This window comes from Lysinibacillus sp. FSL M8-0337 (assembly GCF_038593855.1).
In the GTDB taxonomy this organism is placed as follows: domain Bacteria; phylum Bacillota; class Bacilli; order Bacillales_A; family Planococcaceae; genus Lysinibacillus; species Lysinibacillus sphaericus_D.
In genome coordinates this window covers 2,405,858-2,431,852 of the sequence record NZ_CP151996.1, presented here as the reverse complement: position 1 = coordinate 2,431,852, position 25,995 = coordinate 2,405,858, and the positions used below count along the sequence as shown (strand labels likewise).

The following is a 25,995-nucleotide window of genomic DNA, read 5'->3' as shown; positions in this document are numbered from 1 at the left end:
ATATTTTATGTAGGAAGAATATTAAATTAATTTACATTGTTGAATGTTTTAAATCACAGCGATACAGAGATAACCTTTTAGCAGCAAAACGTTCACCCACTGTAAATGTTCTAGCGATTAGTTTTATTGTCTGTTGTTCATCAGAATAGAATGCTATTTTTTTTAACATAAAATCCGGAATGCAAAAATTATATGCAAATGGACTAATTTCTTTTATTACTTCAACAGGAGTTTCTAATTTAATTTTGTCTAGCTTTTCAAATGAATGAAAGTAAATACCTAATAATACCCCAAAATCCTCCCAAATTTGGAGTTTGCTGTGGTTCTCATTTAAGAAAATTCTCCAATTACCATCTAAGTTATTTATTTCAGAAGAAAATGGAATATAATATGTTTTTAAATTAAGATGGTTCGAGATATTATCAATTTTATTAAAAATATTTCCCTCATTCTCTAAGTTTAAATTAGTATAAATTTGTTGAATAAAATTTTTCATTGATAAAAACTCCCTTCTTACATTTTGAAAACGATATAACTTTCTCCCTAATACTTCTTCTTTTTCTCCATAAAATATGCAATTTATTGTAAAATTCGCTAATATGATAACACTAATAATGTATTTTTGACAACGGAATGTACAAACTTTTCAAAAAATTTACTTAAGAACTTATGTTCGATTCTGGTTTAAAAAAATTCCTAGCTTCATTATCAAAAATCGAATATTGATATGAGAAGATAGGGAATTTTGTTTAACATATTTATTTATAGTTAATTTCTATTTTTCGTCTTTGATAATTTTCCACATTAATCGTAGTTTTTCTAAATCTTCCTCGGGAGATTTAGGTAAATCTAAAATCCATCTTTTTAATTCTAAATTTTCAATGGCTTCTAAAAATCCTTTTTCTTCTTCGTTTCTTTCCACTGTATTAGGATTATCGGTTCTACCTAATAGATAATCAATAGATACTTCATATAAATCAGCGATTTTTTTTAAATGTTCGCTATCTGGCTCTCTTAGACCGTACTCCCAGTTAGCATATGTTGATAAAGTTTTGTTTAATTTGCTAGCTGCATCTGTTTTCGTCCATTTTCTACTTTCACGAAGTTGCTTCATTTTTTGAGGAAGCGGTAGCTCTTTTTTATTTTTCATTTAATAAACACCTATTTCTTAAAATTTTATTGTTTTTAGTGATAGGTTGCAAAAACATGGTAGTATGCATTTTTCAAGAACATAGTACCACACTTACACAAATTAAGAAAGTTATTTGTCATTAGGGGTAACATATAAGTTGACATACACAATTAGAGTAGTTTATGATAATATCAAATTATTCGAAGGGTGTAACAAAAGGAGTGAATTTATGATTGCTTATCAAGATCGAGAGTATGTAATTGAGACAATTAGAAAAAATAGAGAAAAACATCGTATGACCAAAACCTATATGTCTATTCAGTTGGGTTTTAGAAGTCCTAGTGGCTATGCAAACATTGAATATGGCAAGCGAAACTTGAGTTTTATCAACGGTGTAAAAATTTTTAAGCTATTAAATATGGGATTTACAAACATTTCAATTGAATCCTTTACTGTCGACAAGTTAAAGAAATATAGAAAAGAAAGAGGTATTTCAATAACATTTATATCTAGGAAGTTAGGTTATAAAAGGCCAAGTAGCTATGCAAATATTGAAAATGGGAAAAGAAATTTAAGTTTTATCAATGCTGTTAAGATTTCGCAAATATTAAATGTGGAAGTAGAAGAGCTTTTTTTTACACAAAATATACACAAAATGAATAACTAAAGTAAAAGCTTATATTATTTTGTAGTTACACTATTTGAGGATAAATGTGATCAGTATAACATAAGGAGGTTGTGATGTATCATGGGTTCATTCTTTGTTGTACAGGTGAAAACTGGGGCTGAAGTAGAAACAAAAGAAATGTTAAAAATTGTTTTGGACAGGTTAAATAATGAAGAGGTTAAAGCAATTTACGCAATGGAAACTTATACAGAGGTAATGAAAGAACTTCCAACTGATAATAATCTAGAGGGAATGGGAGAGTATCCAATCTCGGAGTTTCTACATATAAAGAGAATTCAAACATTCATTACAAACTTACGCATTTCCTGTGAAAAGATAAAAGAGAACATGACAAATGATTCTCTACTTTTACTAGAAGATTATCAGAAGCAAATTAAATCACTTAGGAAAATTCTTCAAGGAACAAGAAAGAAATCTGCAAAAATACGTTCACTTTTAAAAGGATATGTACTTGTTGAAACAGTATGGAACTATAAAACGCTACCTAGCTCCTTATGGCATGTAATAAAGTCTGTTCCAAAAGTAATTGGAATACCTAGCAAATTTAACGTACCTAGCGATGAAATTAATCATTTTTTTGAGAATCTTGATATGACGCCACAAGTTGAAATGGAATTCGATAGTTTTATAGCTTCTGTTGCTGAAATTGAAAAAGTTAAAAATGAATTATTACATGAAGCAAACCAAGTATTCGGTACAGAGAGAGCAAAAGAACTCTATGAACAAATGGAAATACTGGATAGCAATTTAGAAACTGAACTCACACAAATTTTTGATAATCATCATGACGACTTCCTAAGTGAGCAGGATGGTCACGGTAAAGATATGTTCAAAACAATGTTAAGTTCGATTAAGGTTTCGGTTCAAAGGCTGAAGGAGAAGGTTAGTATACCGTTGCCTTTATTTCATTTATTGTATCCACGTCATAAATTGCCAAATGATACTTCTTTTACTCGAAGTGATTTTTTAGAGAGAGTGAAAACACTAATTCTTAGAAATTGTTGATGTAAAGGAGAACTATTGTATGGACTCAAAAAATTATGGAGAGGTAACATTAGAAGAATTTGAAGGTTTTATTTCTAAAATCCATTTTAAAAAGGATGACTTTATAATAGCGACCTTCACTACTTCAGATAAAAATGTGATGAGAATTAAAGGTAGTCTGTACGGCGTTGAAAAAAAGGAAAATATTAGAGTGAGTGGGGCATGGGAATACCATTCTCTATACGGTAACCAATTTTCAGTAGTTCGTTGGGAGCGGCCAATGCCTGTTACCAAGAATCAGACTATAGCATTTTTATCATCATCCCTGGTAAAAGGTTGTAGTGCTAATAATGCAAAAAAGATAGTTGAACAACTAGGGGAACATGCTATCGAAGTGATTAATCAATTGGGTGTAGCGGCTTTTAAGAATATTAGAGGCATTGGACCTAAAAGATCAAGTCAAATCGTCGATAGTATACGTTCTACATTTGTAATTCAAAGGATAATTAGTGCGCTTCTGACTTATGGGATAACAGTCAATATGGCTATGAAAGCCTATAAAAAATTCGGTGCTGATACGCTGCATGTATTAGAGAAGAACCCTTATAAGTTAATTGAATTAGATTTAGTAGGGTTCTTAAAAGCGGATGAAATAGCTAAGAAAATAGGGATTATGCCATTATCTACGTATCGTATAGATGCTTGTGTAGAATTTGTTTTAAAAAGTAAATGCTTCAATTTAGGACATTGTTTTATCAATGAAGAGGAGCTATATACCGAAGTATTACGTGCATTAAATCATAACTCTTTAGAAAATGATGTTGTCACACTTGAAGATATTCAACAGAGTATATATAGATTAGAGGATAAAAAAATAGTCATTAAAGAAAACCGTGTCTATCCTAAATTTTTATTCCAATATGAAGAAAAATTAGCGGAGAATCTTTCATTAATGAATGATTCTACCGATGGCGAAGCATTGTCTTTTTTAGATAGTTTAATAACAGGCTATCAAAGAAAACATCAAATTATTCTTGCTGAAAAGCAAAGGGAAGCTATCCACTATTTATTTCAAGAGCAGCTCCTTATCCTTACCGGGGGACCAGGTACAGGTAAAACTACCGTCATCAAAACAATGTTAAACCTATATAGAAACTTACATCCCAAAGCAACGGTTGCTTTGGTAGCGCCTACTGGTCGAGCAAGTAGAAAGCTATCTGAAGTAACTGAAATGGAAGCAAGTACGATTCATAAATTAATAGGTTATAGACAAGGAGAAAAACCTATATATGATGCCCAAAATAAATTACCAGTTGATTTTTTGATTATCGATGAGATGTCGATGGTCGATTTACAATTGGCTAGTTTATTAATCGATGCGCTTGATAAAAACACTAAAGTTTTATTTGTGGGTGACATTGATCAATTGCCATCTGTTAACCCAGGTAATGTATTAAAGGATTTAATTGATGCTGGATTACCGACTGTGAAATTGACACAGGTGTTTCGACAATCACAAGAAAGTCAAATTGTAACAAATGCACACAGAATTAATAAGGGAAAGCCATTATTAATTAACAAAGAAAAAAATGACTTTTATTTTATCGAAAGTGAGTGTCCTAATCAGATTGCACAATTAATCGTACTTAGTATTGCTCGTTTTATTAATCTTGGTTATTCTCTTTCAGATATTCTTGTCCTTAGTCCAATGAAAAAAGGACCTGTAGGAACACAAGTTTTAAATGAAATGATCAGGGAGTATATTAATCCGCTTCACACTGGTCTCAATGAATGGATAATCGGAAAGAAGAAATTTCGTGAGGGCGATAAAGTAATACAAATCAAAAATAATGACCAAAAGAATCTTTCTAATGGAGATATTGGCATCGTCCTTGAAATCACAAATGAAAAAAATGCTAACGGTGAATTAGAGGATATCATGATATGTAATTTTTCAGGTAGAAAAGTTACATTTTATAAAGAAGAATTAAACCAAATAGAACTTGGATACGTCATCACAATTCACAAATCACAAGGTGGCGAATCACCAATTGTTATTATTCCTGTATCAACTAGTCATTACGTTATGTTAGCGCGAAACTTAATTTATACCGGTTTAACAAGGGCTAAAAATATCATGGTTTTTATAGGCTCCCATAAAGCAATGCATATTGCAATTGCGAACGATAAGATTGCTAAAAGGAATAGTCGCTTGGCAGAAAGGATTGTACACTATGTTCGATATAATAATCGTTTTAAAACCCAAGCCAATCTGTTTGAAGCTGAGTAAGATGGAGTCGAAATATTAGTCAAACCAAAAAGAAACATAGGTAAAGTAAAGACGTTCCTAACCAGGGCGTCTTTTCTCTATGCTTCAATTTCCCTGCTGCGATGAAAGGCGGTGTGAGAGATGAGTTTAAGGGAGCAAATTGAAATCGCCGAAAAAAATGCAAGGATGCGGGATTTTGAGAGCGGTGTAAATTTAGCCACAGTCAATGAGCAAGAAAGGAAAGCCAATAGTTTAGGGTATGGCTTATATAAAATAAAGGATTCTAATAGATGTCCATTTGCTCAAGATATTATTGACAACTTAGATGTCCTTAACCGAATGAATTATCTTACAACAGCGGAATATGCTTTTGTGCAAATGATTAAACCATTGGTTGCTATATCAACCAATGAAATTGTGAATAGAAAGACACAAAAATCGATAACAATTGCAGGTATGGCAAAGTATTTAAACAAAGATCGGTCAGGGATAAGTCGTACAGTTAATAAATTAATTGAAAAGGGAATTTTATTAGAGATTGTTGATCCAGAAGATTTGATGCTGTTCAATCGCACTGTAACAGAAAGACCCATATTAATGAACCCTGAAATTGTATACAACGGCGATAAAAACAATATAAACAAGACTTTAATCAAACTCATTATTTCAAACGATGTTCTAGAAGGGAACAAAATTTATCTGCCTTGGAAGGTTTGGTTTAATAAAGGCAATAGAAGCGGACGTTTATATGCTAGAAAGTCCTATTTGAAATTTAAAGGAAGTGATAAGGATGGAAAAACTAATTAAAATTAATCAGAACATTGATTTGCTCACAAAAGAGGGTTATATGACACCTGTTGAAATCCAATTTTTAAACAAAGTCAGCGACCTGATTCAACATCATACAAACGCTATATCCACTAATCATGTGGGGTTTATGACAATTCAAGAAATATCGAGTTATCTAGATATGGATTGCAATGAAGCGGATAAAAACATTAATTCTTTAGTAAAGAAAGGCATACTATTTGAGTTTATTAATAAGGTTACCATTCATGATTATCATTCCATGACCTCTAGTAGACCTTTATTTATGAATCCTGAAATTATGTATCGTGGAGATGTAACTAAGGTCGATGCTACCTTATGCACTCTTGTATCCCATTTCGATAAAATCGATAGAAAAATTAAGATGCCATTCAAAGTATTTCTGGCGCCTGACGCAGAATATGGAATGATTTATCCAAGGGAATGGATCGACCATTTTTTTAAAGAAATACAATATAAAATATAGATTGAACTTGTGTAGTTATATTAGAAGAGTTCAATGGTGTAGAAAAATATCTACACATTAAATTTTTTAGTAGAGTATAGCTTAATTGTGTTTTTTCTAACTATTTGATGGGAGTAGTCCGTTTTCTAGGTGTAGACAAAAGTCCTCACATGTGTAGATATATGTCCACAATATAAAATAGCCGAGAAGCGTTGATATTGCTGTGATTTTGGGTAAAAATGTAGTGTTCTTCTTCTTACTCTTTATATATACGAGCGAAGTAAAATAAAAGGGTGGTTTGCAAATGTATCTATTTGTAAATTACTCTTTTTTGCTGCAAAAAAAGTTCAATCTAAATGCAATTAGATTGAATAAAGAATGAGAAAAATGGGCTGGACAGATTGAGGAGATGATAATGCGAAGTAATCTTTTTTCCAGCCCCTTTAATCGGTTATAAGGGAGAGTGTAGGAATGCAAATAGATATGTTAATTAGCTGCATAGAACAAGAGATGAAAAAATCATATGTGTTAAACCAATTGTTAGATAAAAATATACTAACTACGACCTCCGGTAAAAGCATCTTTGAATTAAGTTATAAAGAGCTAGTACGTGAACTAGCATTATATAAAATTAAGAATAATTAATAAAAGCAAAGTTGTAGTAGAGTTTTGTTAAAAGTAAACCTAGAAAGGATTTATTAGTCCCAGCCCTAAACAGCATATGAAATTTGTATAAAAAAATTTAAGAAGGGATTTATTTTTATGGAATGGAAGACGCATTTGTTATCAGGAGTTGTAGCAGGATATTCAATCACAGGTGGAGATTGGAGAGGTGCGTTGATAGGTGGTGTTGCAGGTATTGTGCCAGATTTAGATGAGCCAAAATCAAAGTTCGGTAAAATGTTTTTCTTTATATCTATACCTCTTAGCATGTTTTTTGCACATCGAACTTTTACCCATTCACTATTATTTGTATTACTTTCAAGTGGCTTTGCCTTAACATTTTTAGACAGTGAAATGACTCTTGCGATAATAGCAGGGCTTCTTTCACATATAGTTGCGGATATGCTAACGGGCAAAGTTCAATTATTTTATCCATATAAGAAGAGGGTAGGTATTCCAATACCCCGTTCTTTTTTTATATTAATTGATCGAGTTACAAGGTACGTATTGTTATTAGTTGTTATTTGGTGGCTTTGGGAAAAAGTTATGCATATATCCATCTAGCAATATATTTCTGAAAAGAAGATTACTACTCAAAAATGTGAATAGTGACTGTGTTAATGATAGACGAAATTTACTGGGTTGCGATAAAATTAGAAACAAACGTTCTTATTTAGAAGTGCAATCAATATTAATTTAGGAGGAGTTAATATGGCAATAATTGTTTCTGTAGATATCGGGTATGGATTTGTGAAGGCTATATCATCATCAGGAAAACGAGTATTGTTTCCTTCATTAGTAGGGAGAGGTTACGAAAGAACAATTACCGATATATTTAGCGATGAAAAAAATCAACTATCCAATATGCAAATCATTTATAAAAATGAAAATTGGTTTGTAGGTGAGCTTGCTAATGAATCGAGGTCTTTATCGAGGGTGTTCCAGCGAGAACGTTTTGAGCATCTCTATACACATATTTTATTGAATGTTGCCATTCAGCTCGTGACAGAAAAGGATTCTGGTCCAATTTATCTAGCAACTGGATTACCGCTTGATTTTTATAAGGCGCAGGTAAAAAGTTTTCAGGATGCTATTACAGGATCGAAGGCAAAAATAGAATGGCAATCAGGAGTATTGAAAGGACAAAAAATTGAAAACGTTATTGAAAAAGCGATTGTTTTTCCGCAAGGTGCTTCTGCAGTATTTGCTGCACTAATAAATCATGAAGGGAAGTATGTTTATCCTCAATATATGATACCTGGTTCATTAATAGCTTTAATTGATATAGGGTTCCGAACAACAGATTATGTTGTTGTTGAAATCCAAGAAAATGGTTCCTTTGCTCCTAAAGCAAAATTATCTGGAACTGTGGATCATGGTGTTGTCAACTTACATCGGGATGTACGTCAAGCTTTCAAAGCTAAATCTGGTGGTGCAGATTTGAATGAGTTTTTCTTAAATCGCGTATTGAAGGATAAAAAGATTCGATACAAAGGGCAAGAGATGGATTTCAGCCAAATTATTGAAGAGAGTCAAAAGTCCATCATAATGAATATTGCAGACCGTTTGAAAAATGTCTGGGGCGATGAGTCTGATTTATTTGATGCTCTCTTCTTGGCTGGTGGAGGGGGGAGTTTATTTGAATCTTTGCTCCAACCTCATTTTGACAATCGACTAATTAACGTAACGGAAAGTCAATTTGCCAACGCAATTGGTTACTTTAGATTAGGGAAATCTGTTTTCGAGAAAACGATTAAAAACTAAAAAAGATGTGATAACGAATGACTAATAGTTGGGAAAAACGATACACTTTTCGTCTAACAGAAGATGATGACACAATCCAAACATTTTTAGAAAATGTACCGAAAAACAAACGCAGCGAAGTAATCCGTAAGATGCTTCACTTCGCTTATAATACGATGACTAGAGAACAGAAAGAACAAGAACAAATAGATGCTTTGAAAGCAGAAATTAAACTACTGAACGAGACTGTCTTAAAAAACCATAAAGAAATTATGAACAGGTTAGAGAATGGAACTATAATGGATTCGTTGAAAAAAGAATATGAAATTTCAGAAGAAGCGATAGAAGATTCTGCCTATGCAATGTTAACTTCTTTTGGTGTTGATATGGATTAATATGGTTAAAAGATTTCTTTATTTGTTTTGAAGAAATTGTACCGTATTATGTTTTCTGAAAAAAATGGCACAATTGGACTGGAAAAGAGGCTATAAAGTTCTAGTTTTGAGGGGAATTGAGGTATACATTTCTATTTATCAAAGGAATTTCTCATATAAGGCAATATAATCATAATTAAACTAAAAATTGTAACTATTTATTACCATTTTATTATTTGGTAATCATTGATACAATATATTCTTGATATTTATGGACGAAATATCAAAAATATATAATTTTTTAGGAGAGAAATGTAAGTGAAGGAATTTTGGAAAAAATGGTTAAGTTGTAGCGTTGTACTTGCGCTCTTTATAGCGTATATTCCATTTGGTAATTTTGCGCTACATGCAGAAGCAAAAAACAACAAAGAAGAAAATAAGCATGAACAAAAAAAGCCAACTGAATTAGTTGAGTTGAGAACAGAGAATGCAAAAACCTTTGATAATATGGATGGGACGTATACAGCAGAGATTGCGCAAGAGCCTATTCACTTTCAAAATGAACAAGGTAACTGGGAAGACATTAATAATGATTTAGTTGAAACGCAGAATGGGCAAACAGTGAAGAATAAGGCGAACGACTTCTCTATAGAGATTGAAAAAGCTACTAGTTCTTCACAACAAAACATCACAATTACTGATGAAACGAGTAAAATCGATTTTGGTCTAGTTTCAGCCCACCATAAGAAATCAAATAAAACCGAACCAGTTCAAAATACTGAAGGTCTTGTGCAAGATAATACAATAAAATACCCGAACATTTTAGAGGATGCTGATGTTATTTACACAGTAGGTTCTGATCGAGTAAAAGAAGATATTGTTTATCGTGAAAAGCCTACAGGTGGTTTTCCACAAAAACTTACTTATAAAGTAAATGTGACAGGATTAACAGTCGAACAAGTTAACCAAACCATCTATTTAAAGGATGCCACTACCAATGCTCCTTTATATTTAATTGAAGCACCGTACATGTATGATAGCTATAAACCTGAAGGATACCAAAGTGTTGATGAAATACAATCAGTTCCTGAAGAAGCAAAATCATATTTATTAAAATTAAGTTATGAAGTAATTGGTCAAGATTTATTTGTTTACTTAGCACCAGATGTTACCTGGTTAAATAGTGAGGATCGTGTATACCCAATTACGATTGATCCAACAATTGTTCGCCTACAAACTTCAGCAAACATGGAAGATACGACAATACGTAGCGCTGCACCTACACAAACTGGGGGAAATGACTTTGAACTCGGCGTAGGGACTGCGGTAGGTGGTAATACGGTTAGGAGCTTATTAAAATTTGATTTAAGTGTTGTACCTTCGAGTACAACAATCGTATCTGCTGATTTAAATTTATGGTTTTCATCGACAAATAATAATTCTCCTATTTCCATTAATTTGCACAATGTAACTAGCCCGTGGGAGGAAAATCAAGCTTCTTGGACCTATGCCAAAACTATTCCCTATACAACATGGAAAACTGCAGGTGGGGATTTCTCAACAAATACTATTGGTTCGGTAAAAAATATCGGAACACCGCCAACAAATATAGCAGACGCAATGGTTAACTGGAAGGTTCCACTTAATGTTGTACAAGGATGGATTAATAACCCATCTACTAACTATGGTTTTCTATTAAAGGGTGATAATGAAGCTACACAAATTTATAAAAAGTTTGCTAGTAGTGAACAATCTACTTTAAATCAATACAAACCACAACTAGTTGTCACGTATAAAACAACTGCAAGACTAGGATTAGAGGATTATTGGGATTATGATTCACGACCATTGGTGAATGGTACAAATTATGTAAACCTCACAACAAATAATAATATTTTACAATATGAAGATATGTTTATTTTAGGTCGTGCTGATGCTAGCTTAACTTTTACTAGAACTTACAATAATAAGGACTATGAAAAATCAGCTTTTGGTTATGGCTGGAGCTTTACTGGTGATGAGAAGATTTTCATTAATACAGGAAGTCAAGGTAATCAACTACAGTATAAGGATGCCGATGGTACAATTCATGTTTTTACTTATGATACACTAACAAACCAGTATAAAGGTGAATACGGTAATTACGACAAAATAAAGAAAAATACAGAAGATACATTTACTCTTTACGATTTATATGGCAACCAAACAATTTTTAAAGTTCGTGAGTCTACAAATGATACAGATGTAAAGGTTGCTTATATTACAACTCAAATAGATCGTAATAATAATAAAATTAATTATTCTTATGATACTAGTAATAAATTGACAGAGATTGCAACGGATTTAGGTAAGGAAGTTTTAAATAAAAAACTTCAGTTTGGTTATGATAAAGATGGCTTAATTAGCACAATGACTTATGGTGATCAACAAATTACGTATCGATATACTACAGATGGCTATTTACAATATGTAGATGTGTTGAAAGACCGCAAGGATAACAAAGTAACAATAACTACAACACAATTTATGTACACGAATAAGTTTCTAACGACAATTGTAGATGCGAATGATAAACGAACAAAATTTGAATATAATGGTGCAGATTTAAAATATGTGTACGAACCATCTAAAGATACTGTAAATCAACCTAAAACAGAATACTCATTGGATCGAGCAACAGGCGTTGCAACAATTACGGACCCTGAACGAAGTGTTACAAAATATTTTGTTAACAATAATTATGTTATTGAAAAAATCATTTCTCCTGCTGGGGAGGAGAGAACGTACAAACTTGATGAAAACTATAATCTTCTACAAGAAATAGAAACTATAGATGGTGTATCGAAGGTTTTGCAAACCAACGAGTATGACGGTAACGGCAATCTATTAAAAACAAAGGATGCGGAAAATAATATACAATCGTATTCGTATACTACATTCCAAGATGTTGACACGTTTACAGATTCAAAAGGTAAAGTAAGTAGATTATGGTATGATAACGGTAATTTGATAAAATCCGAAATACCTTCATCAACCAGTCTAGCTACGACCACTTATGGATATGACAAATACGGTGATTTAGAATGGATGGAAACATCTGATGGTATTAAAGAATCTTATACAACAAATTACAATGATTCCCAAAAAGTCATTACCCATACTGATGCGTTTAATAACACGACAACTACTGTGCAGGATTTGTCTGGTAATGTTTTATCATCTAAAGACGGAAAGCAAAATGAAACAAAGTATCAATATAATTTAAAAAATGAACTAGAGACCGTCATCGACGCTAATCAGAAGAAAACTGCCTACGAATATGATGGGAATGGAAATTTAAATAAAATAATTAATGCAAAAGGTTTTACCACTGAATTTAAATATAATGAGAAAAATCAACTAGAAAAAGAAATAAATCCTAAAGGTGATATAACTTCTTATCAATATGATGAGAATGGGGAGTTAACATTACTTAATACACCTAAGGGTGATCGTATTGAGTATAAAATTAATCAAGAAGCGCCTAGTTCAACAGTAGTTGTTAATGGAAAAGTAGTATGGCGTTTTACAAAAGATGGGGACGATCAGCTAATTTATGGAGAAAATGAATCAACTCTAAAGCGGATTAGCTACTATGATAATGGATTATTAAAATCGATTGATAAAGGGGATATTGATGGTGATATTAACTATGAATATTTAGGTGATGAATATTTATCAGTACTGTCTTTCCCAGGATTTAAACAATATAATACTCTATCATATGAACCTGACAATGCTTATAATACAAAGGTAATAAAGTTAAACGGAAATCCACTCGCGTCCTTTACTTATGACAATGTGACCGGACAATTAAAAGATACTAATTTCACCAACGGTAGCAAATTATCGAAAGTTTATCAATCAGGCCGTTTACAAGAAGAAACAATATTGCTTGATAGTTCATCAGAATGGAATAAGTTCACGTATCAGTACGATGCGAATAACAATATTAAAAACATTATCCAAAATAACACTGATAAAGTAAATTACAGCTATGATGCTTTGAATCAATTAATACAAGAAGCATATATTGATGGTCCTCAAATGAACTATACGTATGACGAGGTAGGTAATCGTCTTACCAAAAGTGTGATAAATTCAGGGAAAACTGAATCTACTACTTATAAATATAATCAAGCGAATCAATTATCGTTTGTAAATAATCAGGAATACTTTTACGATGCAGATGGAAATTTAACAAATGATGGAACGTATACGTATGAATGGAATGCATTTGATCAGCTAACGAAAGTAAAGAGTAATTCTGGCACTATTATTGCCGAATATAGCTATGATGAAAAAGGTAGAAGAATCTATAGTAAAGATAGTAATGGTCCTATCTACTACACTTATGATGGAGATAGCAACCGCGTTCTTTATGAAAAGGATAGTAGTACTTTCGCTGTAAAAAGTTATGTCTACGATGATAATGGATTCCCTCTCATGATGATTTACAAAGGTGTACCTTATCATTACCTAACAAATTATCGTGGTGATGTATTAGGAATGACCGATGAAAGTGGAAAGCTTGTAGCTTCATATACCTATGACGCATGGGGTAACATTTTAACGCAAAGTGGTACAGATGATATGGACTCTATTAATCCTTATCGCTATGCAGGTTATCGTTATGATGAGGATACAAAACATTATTACTTGATGGCTCGTTATTATAATCCAGATACAGGTAGCTTCCTTTCATTAGATCCTGTAGGTGGAGATAGTGAGAATCCTTCATTAATGAATGGTTATAGTTATGCAAATAATAATCCAATGATGAATGTGGATCCTGATGGGGATATAGCTTTCCTATTACCATTGTTAGTGAGTGCACTTGAAACCGGATTAGTAGTACTTACTAGTTGGGTTGCCAAAAATGTTATAAAACAGGCAATAAAGAAATTAACACCCATTATTACTAATGCTATTTTAAAATATGGAAAGAATCTTACATTTACTGGCCCGAAAAGAAGTAAAGACAATAAATACAATTATACATTGTTTAAACTTTCCTATAAGAAAAAGCAACTTTTACGTGTTGATTTGAGGATAGATGACTTAAGATTTAAGGGGCAGGGATACGTAGGGAATGTACATTATCATATTCCTCCTGATTTAGATAAACATTACCCATTATTTAATGTGAAATTCGGTAATAATTACCCGAAACTGCCGTGGAAATAATAGAAAGAAGGATAATAATATGGGCATAGAATTAGAATTTTGCGTAATTCTAGATAAAAAAGAAAATAACTACAGTGCTTTGAAAACTTATATTAAAGATTTTCTTAAGAAGCAAAAAATATTTGACTATCTCGAACAAAATGATAGAGAAGTGTTCTTTTTCAATTTTTTTACTACTAAAGAAAACTTCTCCATACTGGAAAATGAGATAAATGAATTATATAGCATTTTTCTTTCTGACATTACTAATATTATGTATCCACACTACCATCTTACAAGATATAGAGATATTTCTGATACAGAAGAATATGAAATAGTTCATGAATCTATTGCAGTTAATCTAGAGCAGGGATATTGGGAAATTTATTATCAAGATGGTAATCTCGAAGGATTTAGTGGTAAAAGCGGTAGTTTAAAAAACTATGGAATATTCCTTTTTGATATAACGATAAAAGAAGATGATGACTTCAAAACAGCCGTAGAAAATGCTTTTGATACATGGTTACAAAATAATAGTTAATTTAAGTATCTTTCTAACTGATAATTTTGTATTAAAATGAAAAAGATATTTTGCAAAGCATAACTTCTTAAACTAAAAATAAGGATGCTAACTGTTTACTATTAATTTTTAAGGAGAGAGGAAAATTTCAGAACAAGATCAACAGGTAATTATTTTAAATATTGAGTTAAGTTCTTCGTTGCAAGAGGGGGCTTTAAATGCTGTAACAATTCCGTTTATACATCGGATTAATGATATAGATAAATTTAATGAAATATATAACTTACTAGATCAAACATGTAATAAACAAGAAAAAACTTTTTATACAATGCTTGAAGGAACATGTTGTTTTAACTTAGAAGGCTTATTTAATGAATTCGCTTTAAAGCTAAAATTTCCAGATTATTTTGGGGGAAATTGGGATGCATTTGATGAGTGTCTAAATGATTTAGATTGGTTAGACTGTCATCACTATATTTTGTTTATTAAAGATTTTGACCATATATTGGCTGATGAAAAAAATGAGTTTGGAACATTTATTGATATTCTAAAACTTACAGTGGATGAATGGACGTCTGGAAGAATGAATAATATAGTGTCTTCAGCCACATTTCATATTGTAATTCACAGTGAAAGTGAAAATAATTTTTTAAAGTAGATTATATCTTTTACTATATTAAACAAAAACATGACAAACTAGGTTTTGGTTTGTCATGTTTTTTTCTTAGACATAAAGTGAGTTTTTTTGCACATATTTTTTATCGGTTACCAGATGGATGAACAGTATAGAAAGGGTTATACATTCTATGATAAAAAGAAATTTATGTGGGTATGGTAACAAATATGAAAGAGGTTAATAATGAGATTTTATATTGAGGATGTAAATATAGATAGTGAAAGTATACAAGAATACTTTGAAAAGATTCCTTTTGTTATAAGTGATTTTCCACAATCTCTTCTGGATATTTCTGGACTTTATTTACCTGGATGTGATGAAAATTGGTTTCCTAATTGGATGGATAATATCAACGGATTTCCACTCTATTTTTTCATAGAAGTAGAAGATTATATAGCTAAAGAAATTGATTCATTTTGTATTCAATATTCTTTTAAACCTCAAAACTTTAGAGATAAGTTTAAAATTATCGAAATTGAAAATCCAGAAAAATTTAAACTGATGTTTTCTTTAGCAATAACAATAGCGTGTGCAGGAGAACTTGTGATGTGGGCTACTCATAAAAATATTTTTTTCAGTAACAATAACTTAAATAACGAAATGAAGGTTATGGATAATCAGAGTATTTTTGTTATTGGACATGATTGTGAAAATATCCTTATTTTATCGAATGATTCTAATTTAAAAAACACTAAAGAAATGTTTAAAACCTTTCCAAAAGATATAGACTATGAAGGAATATACCTAAATGAATAGTACTAATTAAAATATTGAATAATATACTTGAAAATCATAGTTTTATTAAATTGGGTTGTTAGAGTTTTAGATGAAAATGGACAACAGTATATAATAAAGACAGTACATTTTTAAGGAGAGATGAAAATGACAAAACAGAATCACCAATTAAATAATTTATATGTGGAGTTAAGTTCATCACTACAAGAATTAGCTTTAAATACTGTAAAAATTCAAGAAAAAAATAATATTCTAACGGAAGTTTTGATGTTACTATCTAAAAAATTAAATGAAGATGATTCTGAGTATCTATTACTACAAACTGCTTTCGAATTTACTAAGAATATAGATAGAAAATTGGATATTCTAAGTGACCATATTATGTACTGCTCAGAATTAAAAGTTGAAAAAAGATATATGTAAATATTCTGAAATTAATAGTTGCAAAAAGTTTGAGAGTGTGATAGTTTTACATTAAATAATTACACATAAAGAGTATATTGAGATTATAGATACTCAAAAAGGGTTGATACCTTGGTATTATAACCATTTAACTTTTGTAACATGTTTAACTTATGAAGGACAACCTTTACTGTAAAATGTAAAGGTTGTCTTTTTGTATTCATCATAATGTGTCGTTTGGGTAAATGTGTTTTTTCTTTTCGTCCATTCTAAAAAGGAGGATTCTGGGTGTTGAAATTTCTTCTCATGATTGCCTTAATGATATTTTTAATTGCTATGCTTGGAAGCGTTATTCTTGAACAATTCCCATCATTAGTTCCACTGTGGGAAGAGTTTAAAATGCATATTACAAATCTATATGATTTATCCATAATGGAGTATGGAACTGGTATTACATTCTTAATTATTATTAGTATCGTTATTTTAGTTGGCAGTTCAAAAAAAGTTTGATACTTCCTTATTCACACTAAAATGTGCTTTATCTCTGAAGATTATTGAGAAAGGAGTTATGAAATGGTTAAAAAAATTAGCAGCAAAAATAAAAAAAAGGACAAAATCAATAAAATTATAATGATTTTCAAAAAGGCGAACGAACATGAAAAATTGAAAAGTGAAGCGAGAAAAGCTGAAAAGAATAACAGGGTAAGAGGATATCGGGCGAGAAGATTCGGTGTATTCTCCTTTTGGTTTCTATTTATTATGATGTTATGTGTCTTTCTAGTTAATACGGTTTCAACTAAAGGTGAATCCAATACTAATGAAGTAGAGTTCCGAATGAATAAAGCAACCTCTGAAGAAGCAGTTGAATTTTCAAAAGACTTTCTCCAGAAATATTTTACTTGGATAGATGTTGGAGAATATGATTCAGATGCTAAGGAAAAGCGTAAGGCTTTAATGAGTCGTTACTTACCAAATGAACTCGTCAATATTGTTGCAGATACGACATCACCTATTTGGAACTCCGAATTAAAAAAGGATAGTATTCTTTTAAAGAATATTGAGGATGTCGGAGATAATCAGGCGCACATTACATTTAAGATTAGTCCTATTTTTACTAAAACGGCAGGAGCCATTGAAGATGAGAAAAAGACAGTTGAAGAAAGTGAGATTGTGAAGCTAACTAGGAAAGTTAAGTTTTTGGCCGTAAAGCTTTATTATGATGAGGTAAATGAATCATTCATCGTATATGAGTTACCTAGTTTTACTTATGTAGAGGAAGCGGATAATCCATCGAATTTCCTTTCAGAAACAGATGGCCTTAAAAAGGATGACAGTGAAGCTAAAGAAATAAAATCGTTCTTAGAGACCTTTTTTGATTCTTATATAAATGATTCAAAAGAAAAGTTGGCTTATTTATTTGAGAATCCAGAAAACATCACTGGCTTAAATCAAACAATGGAATTCGTTAAATTCAACAACTTGGCTGTGTTTGAAGGACAAATTGAATCCGAGAAAGTAGTGACAACAGATGTAACACTGAAAGAACCAGATACAGGCGTACCATTTGTTGCAACTTATACATTGGTTGTTAAACGGACGGAACAAGGGTATATAGTAAAGCATTTGGAGAATAAAGCTTATTTGGATCGATTAAGAAACTCAAAGGATGGCGAATAAAAGAGAAGCTAACTTTTTCTCTCTTTTATTAAATATTCAATTGCTTCGTCGAGGAGTTTGTTTAGAGGCATCTTTGTTTCAATAGAAAGTTCTTTTAGCTTTTTGTATAGTTCGTTATCAATTGTATTAGAGATAGCAGTTCTGCTTTTTGGAGCTTTGTCTTTCACTAGTATCACCGGACTTTCTACATTACTAATTTATATTATAAAACAACATGCTATTTCTTGAAACGGTAGAAAATTGATTGTATTTTTTGTAGTAAGAAGTTTTCTCTTTGGCAATTTAGTTTTAGTCGAATTCAAATCTATTAATTCTAATTACTAATAGGGAGGTATTTTTATGAAAAAGAAAAGTGTGAAGAACAAATTAATCGTATCAACTCTTGCGGCAGCCCTAGCTATTCCTGTGATGGTTGCACCGTTTCCTACTCAACACGCAGAAGCAAATGGGGTCGTTGTGTTAGCCAATAACCCATTCAAAGATGTAAAAGTGAATTCCCCATATTATCACATTATCCATGACATGCGCGATGCAGGCATTATTAATGGATACGAAGATGGAACATTCCGTCCAACTACTACGTTAAGCCGGCAACATGCAGCTGCATTAATTAGTCGTGCACTTAAAATTAATAATCTATCACTTGATAAAACAATAGAATTTAAGCAGCCAAAAGATTTAAGTACAAGCAATCCTTATTACAATGACCTCAAAGCATTGATGGAAGCTGGTCTTTTAGAAACAGATCGGAATGGCAACCTAAATCCAGATAAAGACTTAACTCGTGGAGAAATGTCTAAAATCTTAGCTGTTGCGTTCCAACTTAAAGTAAAAGCAGATTATGTTTTTGGGGATGTCAAAGGGTCAAAATATGAGGAATATGTTAAAGCACTATATTCGAATGGTGTAACAACGGGCTACGAAGATTATACGTTTAAGTTAGATGGTTCCTTAACACGTGTGCATTATGTATTGTTCATGCATCGAGCGATGAATCTAGATGAAAATTTCGTTGCTAAACCAATTCCAGCACCGCAACCAAAACCAGAAGTGGAACCTAAACCAAATCCAACACCTCCGCCTCAACCAGAAACAGAACAAACTAGTACAAGCCCAATCAAATATAGTGATTGGAGCTATCACGATATTAGAACAAAAATTCCTCGTCCAGAAGGGTATGTAGCAGGAGAGCATGAGAAGGCAAATGCAGAAATTGTTAAAACGATAATGGCAGAAAATGCACATGGTTATATTGCTTCATATTCCATTAGAGAAGATGCATTCAAGGATAGCCCATATTCTTTTGAAGAACTACTTCATATGTATGCTAGACAAGTTGGTGTTTCTTATGATGAGTATGTGAGTATTGTAAATCGTGTTATCGATACTGGTGAAGTATACAATGGTGGAACATTCACATTATATTTTGATTATCAGAATGGTATGGTTCGCGAATCAGGTGTAAGAAATCATACGGATTATTAACTACTTTAAAAGACTTTTCAAAAGAAAAGTCTTTTTTCTATTCCTTGAAAGGGGTGATGAGGATGTAGATTTCTAACTTAGCTTAATTTATTTATAAAATTTTAGAAAAGGAGTGACGGAAAATGATACAGCGGATGTTCCTAACCTTTATTCTTGGTGCATTCCTGTTGACAGGTATTAAGAGTTCATCAGTGGAAATAAAAGCCGCTGAACCAGTAAAAGATACAATTACTTTGACCGTAAAGTTTCCTGATACTGTAGGAGAAGGTTTTGGTATAGAGCCAACTAATCCCAACGAAATCCACGACATGATACTTTCACGAGGGGAAAGTCATCCTCAACGTACAGGGTGGAGTGGAATAGCATATAGTTGCGTTCGAGAAGAGATTCCTTATATAGCAGGTTATGACTCAAGAGACAATCCTATATACAAATTACGGATTAACTCCTATTGGGAAAATAATGGGGCTCACAGCACGGATGACAGTCATGTACCACATAGTCCAATAAGGCTACGTGACGCCATTATTCAACATTACGGTGCGGAGGGACAAGAACTATATGAGTTAGCTTTAGCAGCAAATGCTCAATTCTTTTATGACCCAACAACGCCTGTGCCCTCTCGTATTCTAAATGGACCAACTGGCCGATTCCATGGTACACAAGGTCGCTATACAATCTATAACAAAGATACAACTTATTTCGGCGTACATTGCCAAAATGGTGAGAAAGCTTATGCGTATAATAATAACGATTTCTTCGTTACTGCAACGTTTGATGTCCACTGGAAAGAACCCGAAGATAAAAAAGGTACAGGGTTAGGCAGAGCTTATTGGGAACTAGATAGAACAAATAAAAATGGAGCTAGTGAAGTAGCTGTTTTAAGCGAATTTAAAGGTGAGTATGACAAACATGTAGCTGTCCGTAATATTAAACATCGTGTAAATATTGGCAGTAAGCGTGTCGAACAAGAAGGGCCTATCAAATTTCATATCAATGCTCAACAAGTAAAAGGGCGAGATATGAGCTATTCCTTTGAATACGAATATACAAATAAGAAAATTGGTTGGGTGTGTACAGGGGCTGGCGAAAAGCGTCGTTGTGTATGGAACGACAATCCAGATTGGCGAGCTGTACAAAAGTTCAATATAGGTGGTTCCATTCCTGTGGATCATGAACAGGGGGCTACAGAGCAGTGGGACACATTAGATAATGTCTTAGGTAAGAAGTGGATTGTGGGGCGTGAAGATGCTTGGAATCCAGACAAGTCATCTAAAGTATTCCATGAAGAGTGGAAGCGTGCTGCCTCCAATAACGTGCAAAGTTCCTTTAATCTAAAGACACAAACGCATCTACCAATCTTACAGGGAGCTATTGATTATACAGTAGAACTACCTTCGGGAAAACAGCTAGAATCATCGTTCGATCCATTACGTAAAGAAAAAAGTGTAGGTTATTACTTCCCTATGGATATTGACGATAGTTTGAAAGCCGAGTATCGAAACGCAACAAACTATAGTGGGTATGACTATGCATTTCCGCTTCAACAACACGTCATGGACGATAAGGGAGCAAGAGGGAAAAAACGTACATTTACAATGGATTATACGACTGATTTATTTTTACTTACACAACATACGGGTTTCCTCGTAGGTGTACCGTATGCAGATGCCGTGAAACAAAGTATGATAAATGGTTCTGCTTTACCTGAATTAAATAGCTATATTACTCAAGGTAGAGCTAAAGTACAATCGGAATTTGAAAGATCAACAGGTCAAAAATATATAGACAATATTTTACACGCGAATCCACCAACAGTAAATAAACTGCAAAGACACTACTTACCAGTGGATGCAACGTCTATTTTACATCCAAAGGAAACGTATAAGAATCATATTGTGTATGAAAACATGGGGCTAACTGATGCGATTTTTGAATTTGATCAAACATTTTCCTTTAACCATTACCTATTTGGGTCAGCGGCAGATGATGTATGGTTGGTTGAACAAGTAGAGTCTAGAATAGATTTTAAATCACTAGACCCTAGTGTTATAAACAAAATTACTATCACTAATGAACAATTAAAAGAATTAGTAAAAGCAAAAAAAGAGAGAACGGATGTTCGAATGCATGGATTCCGTTTTTCTGACCGAGATTTTAAGGATAAAGTGAATGCGATACTTGATAGCGACGAATAGAGTGCTTAGTGATTACTAGGCACTCTATTAATGATTAGCTTTGTACAATTCACATACTTTTTGCGGACTTCACTTTTTCACTACAATGTTAAAGTTAGTTTTAATAAATGAATAAATCTATTTTTATTGTATCAACCTCTTATTTTTTATTTGAGGTTTTTTTGTTTTTCAGAAATAAAAAAGAAAGGAGGATGCACCTTGTCGATTCAAGGCGTATTTGAGTGGTTTTCTGGCGAAGCAAAATGGGCAATTTTTATTACTTTGATAGTCTTACTAATCGTAACAGGATTTAAACGAGCTTGGATAGCAATGATTGGTGTACTAGCGGGTTTAGCCGTTATTGCAATGTTTATTGTTAAACCAGACTTAATTATTACTCTCGCTGAATGGCTCACAGGATTATTGAAATTTGGTGGTGGTTGATACTGAGTCCAAAAATAAAGAGATCTATTTCGTTATATAGATCTCTTTATTTTTTATTTTATAAAATTTTTTAATTGTTTGGTGGTGACATTTTGAACAACAAAATCCCGTTATATGTACTGAATAATTTTTTGAAGTTTGAAAGGAAAATTTATCAAGTTTTCGGATTGCAACTAGGGCGAGCTTTAAGTGTAAAAACCGTTATTTATTTCTTTGCAATAGGTGCGATGGAAGTGATTATTTATAACACACCTGTGATTGGAAATTTGATAAATTGGTTGCCTTTCTCAATCCTATTGTTAATCCCAATTGGTCTAGCTTGGCTGTTGGCAGATGTAGTAACAGAGGGGCGTTCCCCCATTTATTTTTTTCAATCATTCCTTGCTTATCAAAAAAGAAAGTACCTAGATAAGCAATCATTTTTTAGAGGACGTTCGATAGCAAAACAGAGAGAGTATCAATTTCGAGGATATATGACAGTTCGAGAATCTAAGGAAGAATCCATTTTGCAAGGCACTCATCCAGAATATGACGTGATAGAAAAGGCAAAGTTAGAAAGTCATAAGAATGGATTATTACAGAACCTTGTTATTAATGACATTGAGGAAACAAAAGAACCTGTTTTAGTTCGTCCATCCTTAGCCAGTGAGAATGAAACACCAAATACAAATGATGCTTTAAACGATGTCCATAACGATGAAGAATCAAATGTAAATAATGTATCTCTTGTGCACTTTGAAAAGGAAAATCCAACTCCACAATCTGGAGTGAAGAGAGAAAAAGAAAATAGAAAGAAGAAAGCATTGAATATCAACCCTTATAAAGAGAGCAAAAGAAAAACATCATTATGGCAATTTTTAATTATGGCTATGAGGTATAGGGCAAGAACCAAAAATACAAAAAAGAAATCAAAAAGAAAGTGAGTAACTAAGAGAAGAAAGGAAGATTCGTTTGAAAATAAATTTTCCTATCAAACACATCGATGGAAATTTAATCTTTGGTCATGATGATACAGTATGGGCGTGGTACAAAGTTGGTGGCTTTAATTATGACTTTTTAGATGATGATGAAAAAGTAAGTCCATTTCTGCAACAAGTATCATTCCTAGCGAATGTCGGCTTGGATTTACACTATCTATCGATTCCAAGTCCAACGGATATAACAGGCATTCTGGATGCGACAATCGAAGAAATGAAAACGAAAACGTATCCTTTAAGAGAGAATGGCATTGCATTTATGGAACAGGTTAAGAAAGCTTTAGAAAATGAAAAAGAGTTGAATGAATCCAACGAATATCATGATTACGTGGGTATTCAATTAGATAAAAGGAAAAATAAATACGTTTCTGGAAATATCGGTATTAATACATTGAATGCGATGAAGGCTTTTTTCGATGGTTTTAATTCACCATTATATCGAGCGGTAGGCTTATACCCTCATGATATTTTAGAAAGTGATATTCAGGCGTACCGAAGTCAAGCCGCTTCTATTGAAGCAACCGTTGCAAATGGCTTTTCTTCTAGAGTAAGTAAGGTAAAAACATATGAGCTTGTCTATATTATTGAGAAATTATATAGCACTCGAAATAATCATTCCGATGTTGCCATACGGCATGCGTTTAAAGTAGGACAAGAAGTAGAAGGTATCGACGATGAAAATAAGAAATACAAAGCTATTCGAAGCAATAAAAAAGACTTTATCGATTTGCAGAATACCAACATAGAAGAAATTAGTCCGAAAGAGCTTCTATTAAGTCGAATTACTGAAGACAATGAAATTGAAGAATTGTTCGTTCAAAACTTAGTCATTTCGGATATGAAAGATGTGCTTTACCATCCTGGCAGTGAGTGGCTATATCATTTAAAGATGCAAATGCCATTCCCTGTTACGATTTCAATCAGAATGGATCATCAACCGAATGAAATGGTGAAAAAGAAATTAACGAATACAAAATTAGAAATTCATGACCAACGTAAAGAAGCATGGAAAGGTGGCCAACAGGTCGATATGAGTGTGGCTGTATCAGAGGAAGGTACCGTGCAAATGGAAAACTACTTTACGCAAACCGGTTACCCCGGCTTCGCATGTTCGTTTATTTTAAAAGTTACGGGTGAAAGTTCACAACAATTAAAAACACGGGTTGAATTATTACGAGATGAATTATCGAAATTCGGTATAAATATCTTATCGCCTTATGGTGAACAACTTTCCTTGTTTATGGAAATGATACCGGGCTCAAAGAAAATCCGGGAAGATTACAAGATTGAAGTAGCGCCAGGGATTTTAGCAGGTATGATGTTTGGCGCAACTACCAATATTGGTGATAATCGAGGATTTTATATCGGTTATTCTTCACGACTAGCTAAACCAGTTTTCATCCAGCCCGACCTAGCTGCCAAAGCGTTTGAAGGGTTAGGAAACATCGTGGATTCTATATCTGTACTAGTAGCTGGTATGACCGGTAAAGGTAAGTCGTTTTTTATGAATTTATTTGTATATCTTTCGACGCTAACAGGTTCAAAGGGAGTCATTATTGATCCAAAGGGAGACAGAAAAGGTTGGGAAAGAGGATTACCTTTTATACCGAAAGAGTTTATCAATGTTTGGACATTAGGTGCTGACCCAGAGGACGCAGGTTCTCTTGATCCTTTCCGAACAAGTACAAGTATCGAAGAAGCAAGAGATATTACGATGGATATCCTTTCATATTTAGCGAATATCGACATTGATGATGATGCTTATAGTATTTTAAGCCAAGCGGTTGAGGAAGCAGGTAATAGTGATGATCCATGTATTGGTGTTGTCCTGAGCCATTTAGAATACTTATATCAAAATAAACCAGAAAACATGTCTCAAAAGCGATTTGAAGCATTAGAATCCTTAATTAATACTATTACGACTTTAAAACGTAGTCAGTTGTCCATGTTATTGTTTGGTGAAGTAGGTCAAAATTTTAAAACGCTTCAACATGATAAGCCGCTGCAAGTGTTAATGATTCAAAATTTAAAATTGCCTACAGCTAAAGATGAAAATAAGAAAAGGCCAATTCATATGATTTCCGAAGCGATTATGATTTCCATTACGGCTTGGACTAAACAATACATGTTTAATAGTGAGCGAAACACACATAAATATATTCTTCAGGATGAAGCAAGTGCTATTGAACGAAGTGCCATCGGTTCAGAATTAATGGACTTCATCATTCGAATGGGTCGTTACTATAACACGACTTTATTAAAAGGCTCTCAAAATGCATCTGATCATGGTAAGGACGTTGCCAATATGGGAATGAAGTTTAGCTTTGGCTTAAGAAAAACAAGTGAAGCAGAAGAAATGTTGGATTATTTAAATTTACCGAAAATAAAAAGTAACGTTGAAAAATTAAAAACATTAGATCGAGGAGAGTGTTTATTCCAAGATATTTATGGTCGTTCAGCTGTGATTCGAATCAATCCGGTCTTTATAGAACTATACGATGCCTTTGATTCCTCTACTTCTTCAACAGAAGAAAGGGAACGAGAAAAGGCTAGGATTACGGGGTAAAATGA

23 protein-coding genes are annotated in these 25,995 nt (G+C 32.8%); 20 read left to right on the top strand and 3 right to left on the bottom strand.

From position 1 onward, the window contains the following. Positions 1–31: 31 nt before the first annotated feature. Positions 32–496, bottom strand: coding sequence for an ImmA/IrrE family metallo-endopeptidase (locus MKY08_RS11510; RefSeq protein ID WP_069512438.1), 465 nt, complete (start codon positions 494–496; stop codon positions 32–34). 279 nt (positions 497–775) lie between these two features. Then, a complete protein-coding gene (locus tag MKY08_RS11505) occupies positions 776–1,150 on the bottom strand; it encodes a helix-turn-helix transcriptional regulator (protein WP_069512439.1) in 375 nt (124 codons plus the stop codon). A gap of 211 nt (positions 1,151–1,361) precedes the next feature. On the opposite strand from MKY08_RS11505, the gene MKY08_RS11500 reads away from it, so the two are divergent. The 15 genes from MKY08_RS11500 (at position 1,362) to MKY08_RS11430 (ending at position 18,341) form a co-directional block, all read left to right on the top strand. Then, positions 1,362–1,799 (top strand): helix-turn-helix transcriptional regulator, encoded by a 438-nt coding sequence (locus tag MKY08_RS11500; protein WP_256093189.1) that lies wholly within the window; start codon positions 1,362–1,364, stop codon positions 1,797–1,799. Positions 1,800–1,880: 81 nt separating this feature from the next. Then, positions 1,881–2,825 carry a hypothetical protein gene (locus MKY08_RS11495; RefSeq protein WP_069512440.1) on the top strand — a complete coding sequence of 315 codons (945 nt, stop codon included), beginning with the start codon at positions 1,881–1,883 and terminating at the stop codon, positions 2,823–2,825. A gap of 19 nt (positions 2,826–2,844) precedes the next feature. Continuing rightward, positions 2,845–5,094, top strand: coding sequence for an ATP-dependent RecD-like DNA helicase (locus MKY08_RS11490; protein WP_069512441.1), 2,250 nt, complete (start codon positions 2,845–2,847; stop codon positions 5,092–5,094). A gap of 120 nt (positions 5,095–5,214) precedes the next feature. After that, the gene (locus tag MKY08_RS11485; RefSeq protein ID WP_069512442.1) at positions 5,215–5,880 is read left to right on the top strand and encodes a helix-turn-helix domain-containing protein; all 666 of its coding nucleotides are present in this window, start codon (positions 5,215–5,217) and stop codon (positions 5,878–5,880) included. Next, the gene (locus MKY08_RS11480) at positions 5,864–6,367 is read left to right on the top strand and encodes a hypothetical protein (protein WP_069512443.1); all 504 of its coding nucleotides are present in this window, start codon (positions 5,864–5,866) and stop codon (positions 6,365–6,367) included. The genes MKY08_RS11485 and MKY08_RS11480 overlap by 17 nt, the downstream gene beginning before the upstream one ends. Positions 6,368–7,108: 741 nt before the next feature. Further along, positions 7,109–7,573 carry a metal-dependent hydrolase gene (locus MKY08_RS11475; protein ID WP_069512444.1) on the top strand — a complete coding sequence of 155 codons (465 nt, stop codon included), beginning with the start codon at positions 7,109–7,111 and terminating at the stop codon, positions 7,571–7,573. A gap of 147 nt (positions 7,574–7,720) precedes the next feature. Then, a complete protein-coding gene (locus MKY08_RS11470) occupies positions 7,721–8,773 on the top strand; it encodes a ParM/StbA family protein (protein WP_069512445.1) in 1,053 nt (350 codons plus the stop codon). Positions 8,774–8,790: 17 nt separating this feature from the next. Continuing rightward, on the top strand, positions 8,791–9,147 hold the full coding sequence (locus tag MKY08_RS11465) for a hypothetical protein (RefSeq protein ID WP_069512446.1): 357 nt from the start codon (positions 8,791–8,793) through the stop codon (positions 9,145–9,147). Positions 9,148–9,444: 297 nt separating this feature from the next. Then, positions 9,445–14,352, top strand: coding sequence for a DNRLRE domain-containing protein (locus MKY08_RS11460; RefSeq protein WP_069512447.1), 4,908 nt, complete (start codon positions 9,445–9,447; stop codon positions 14,350–14,352). A 19-nt stretch (positions 14,353–14,371) separates the two neighbouring features. Further along, positions 14,372–14,872 carry a hypothetical protein gene (locus tag MKY08_RS11455; protein ID WP_069512448.1) on the top strand — a complete coding sequence of 167 codons (501 nt, stop codon included), beginning with the start codon at positions 14,372–14,374 and terminating at the stop codon, positions 14,870–14,872. Between the two features lie 178 nt (positions 14,873–15,050). Beyond that, a complete protein-coding gene (locus tag MKY08_RS11450; protein ID WP_069512449.1) occupies positions 15,051–15,509 on the top strand; it encodes a barstar family protein in 459 nt (152 codons plus the stop codon). Positions 15,510–15,710: 201 nt separating this feature from the next. Further along, on the top strand, positions 15,711–16,283 hold the full coding sequence (locus MKY08_RS11445; protein ID WP_069512450.1) for a hypothetical protein: 573 nt from the start codon (positions 15,711–15,713) through the stop codon (positions 16,281–16,283). 126 nt (positions 16,284–16,409) lie between these two features. Further along, complete coding sequence (locus tag MKY08_RS11440) at positions 16,410–16,685, top strand: hypothetical protein (protein WP_069512451.1); 276 nt, start codon at positions 16,410–16,412, stop codon at positions 16,683–16,685. 267 nt (positions 16,686–16,952) lie between these two features. Continuing rightward, positions 16,953–17,174, top strand: a complete 222-nt coding sequence (locus MKY08_RS11435) for a hypothetical protein (RefSeq protein WP_069512452.1) — start codon at positions 16,953–16,955, stop codon at positions 17,172–17,174. 63 nt (positions 17,175–17,237) lie between these two features. Continuing rightward, on the top strand, positions 17,238–18,341 hold the full coding sequence (locus tag MKY08_RS11430; protein ID WP_069512453.1) for a conjugal transfer protein: 1,104 nt from the start codon (positions 17,238–17,240) through the stop codon (positions 18,339–18,341). Between the two features lie 8 nt (positions 18,342–18,349). On the opposite strand, the gene MKY08_RS11425 is transcribed toward MKY08_RS11430, so the two are convergent. Then, the gene (locus tag MKY08_RS11425; protein WP_081327968.1) at positions 18,350–18,508 is read right to left on the bottom strand and encodes a ribbon-helix-helix domain-containing protein; all 159 of its coding nucleotides are present in this window, start codon (positions 18,506–18,508) and stop codon (positions 18,350–18,352) included. 172 nt (positions 18,509–18,680) lie between these two features. Here MKY08_RS11425 and MKY08_RS11420 point away from each other — a divergent pair, with 172 nt between their 5' ends. The 5 genes from MKY08_RS11420 to MKY08_RS11400 all read left to right on the top strand — a co-directional run bounded on the left by MKY08_RS11420 (position 18,681) and on the right by MKY08_RS11400 (position 25,990). Continuing rightward, positions 18,681–19,826: an S-layer homology domain-containing protein gene (locus tag MKY08_RS11420; RefSeq protein ID WP_069512454.1), complete on the top strand. Its 1,146-nt coding sequence runs from the start codon at positions 18,681–18,683 to the stop codon at positions 19,824–19,826. A 122-nt stretch (positions 19,827–19,948) separates the two neighbouring features. Continuing rightward, positions 19,949–22,024: a hypothetical protein gene (locus MKY08_RS11415; protein WP_069512455.1), complete on the top strand. Its 2,076-nt coding sequence runs from the start codon at positions 19,949–19,951 to the stop codon at positions 22,022–22,024. A 198-nt stretch (positions 22,025–22,222) separates the two neighbouring features. Beyond that, complete coding sequence (locus MKY08_RS11410) at positions 22,223–22,447, top strand: hypothetical protein (protein ID WP_069512456.1); 225 nt, start codon at positions 22,223–22,225, stop codon at positions 22,445–22,447. Positions 22,448–22,539: 92 nt separating this feature from the next. Further along, positions 22,540–23,370, top strand: coding sequence for a TcpE family conjugal transfer membrane protein (locus MKY08_RS11405; RefSeq protein ID WP_069512457.1), 831 nt, complete (start codon positions 22,540–22,542; stop codon positions 23,368–23,370). Between the two features lie 28 nt (positions 23,371–23,398). Continuing rightward, on the top strand, positions 23,399–25,990 hold the full coding sequence (locus MKY08_RS11400; protein ID WP_229386755.1) for an ATP-binding protein: 2,592 nt from the start codon (positions 23,399–23,401) through the stop codon (positions 25,988–25,990). Positions 25,991–25,995 lie beyond the last annotated feature (5 nt).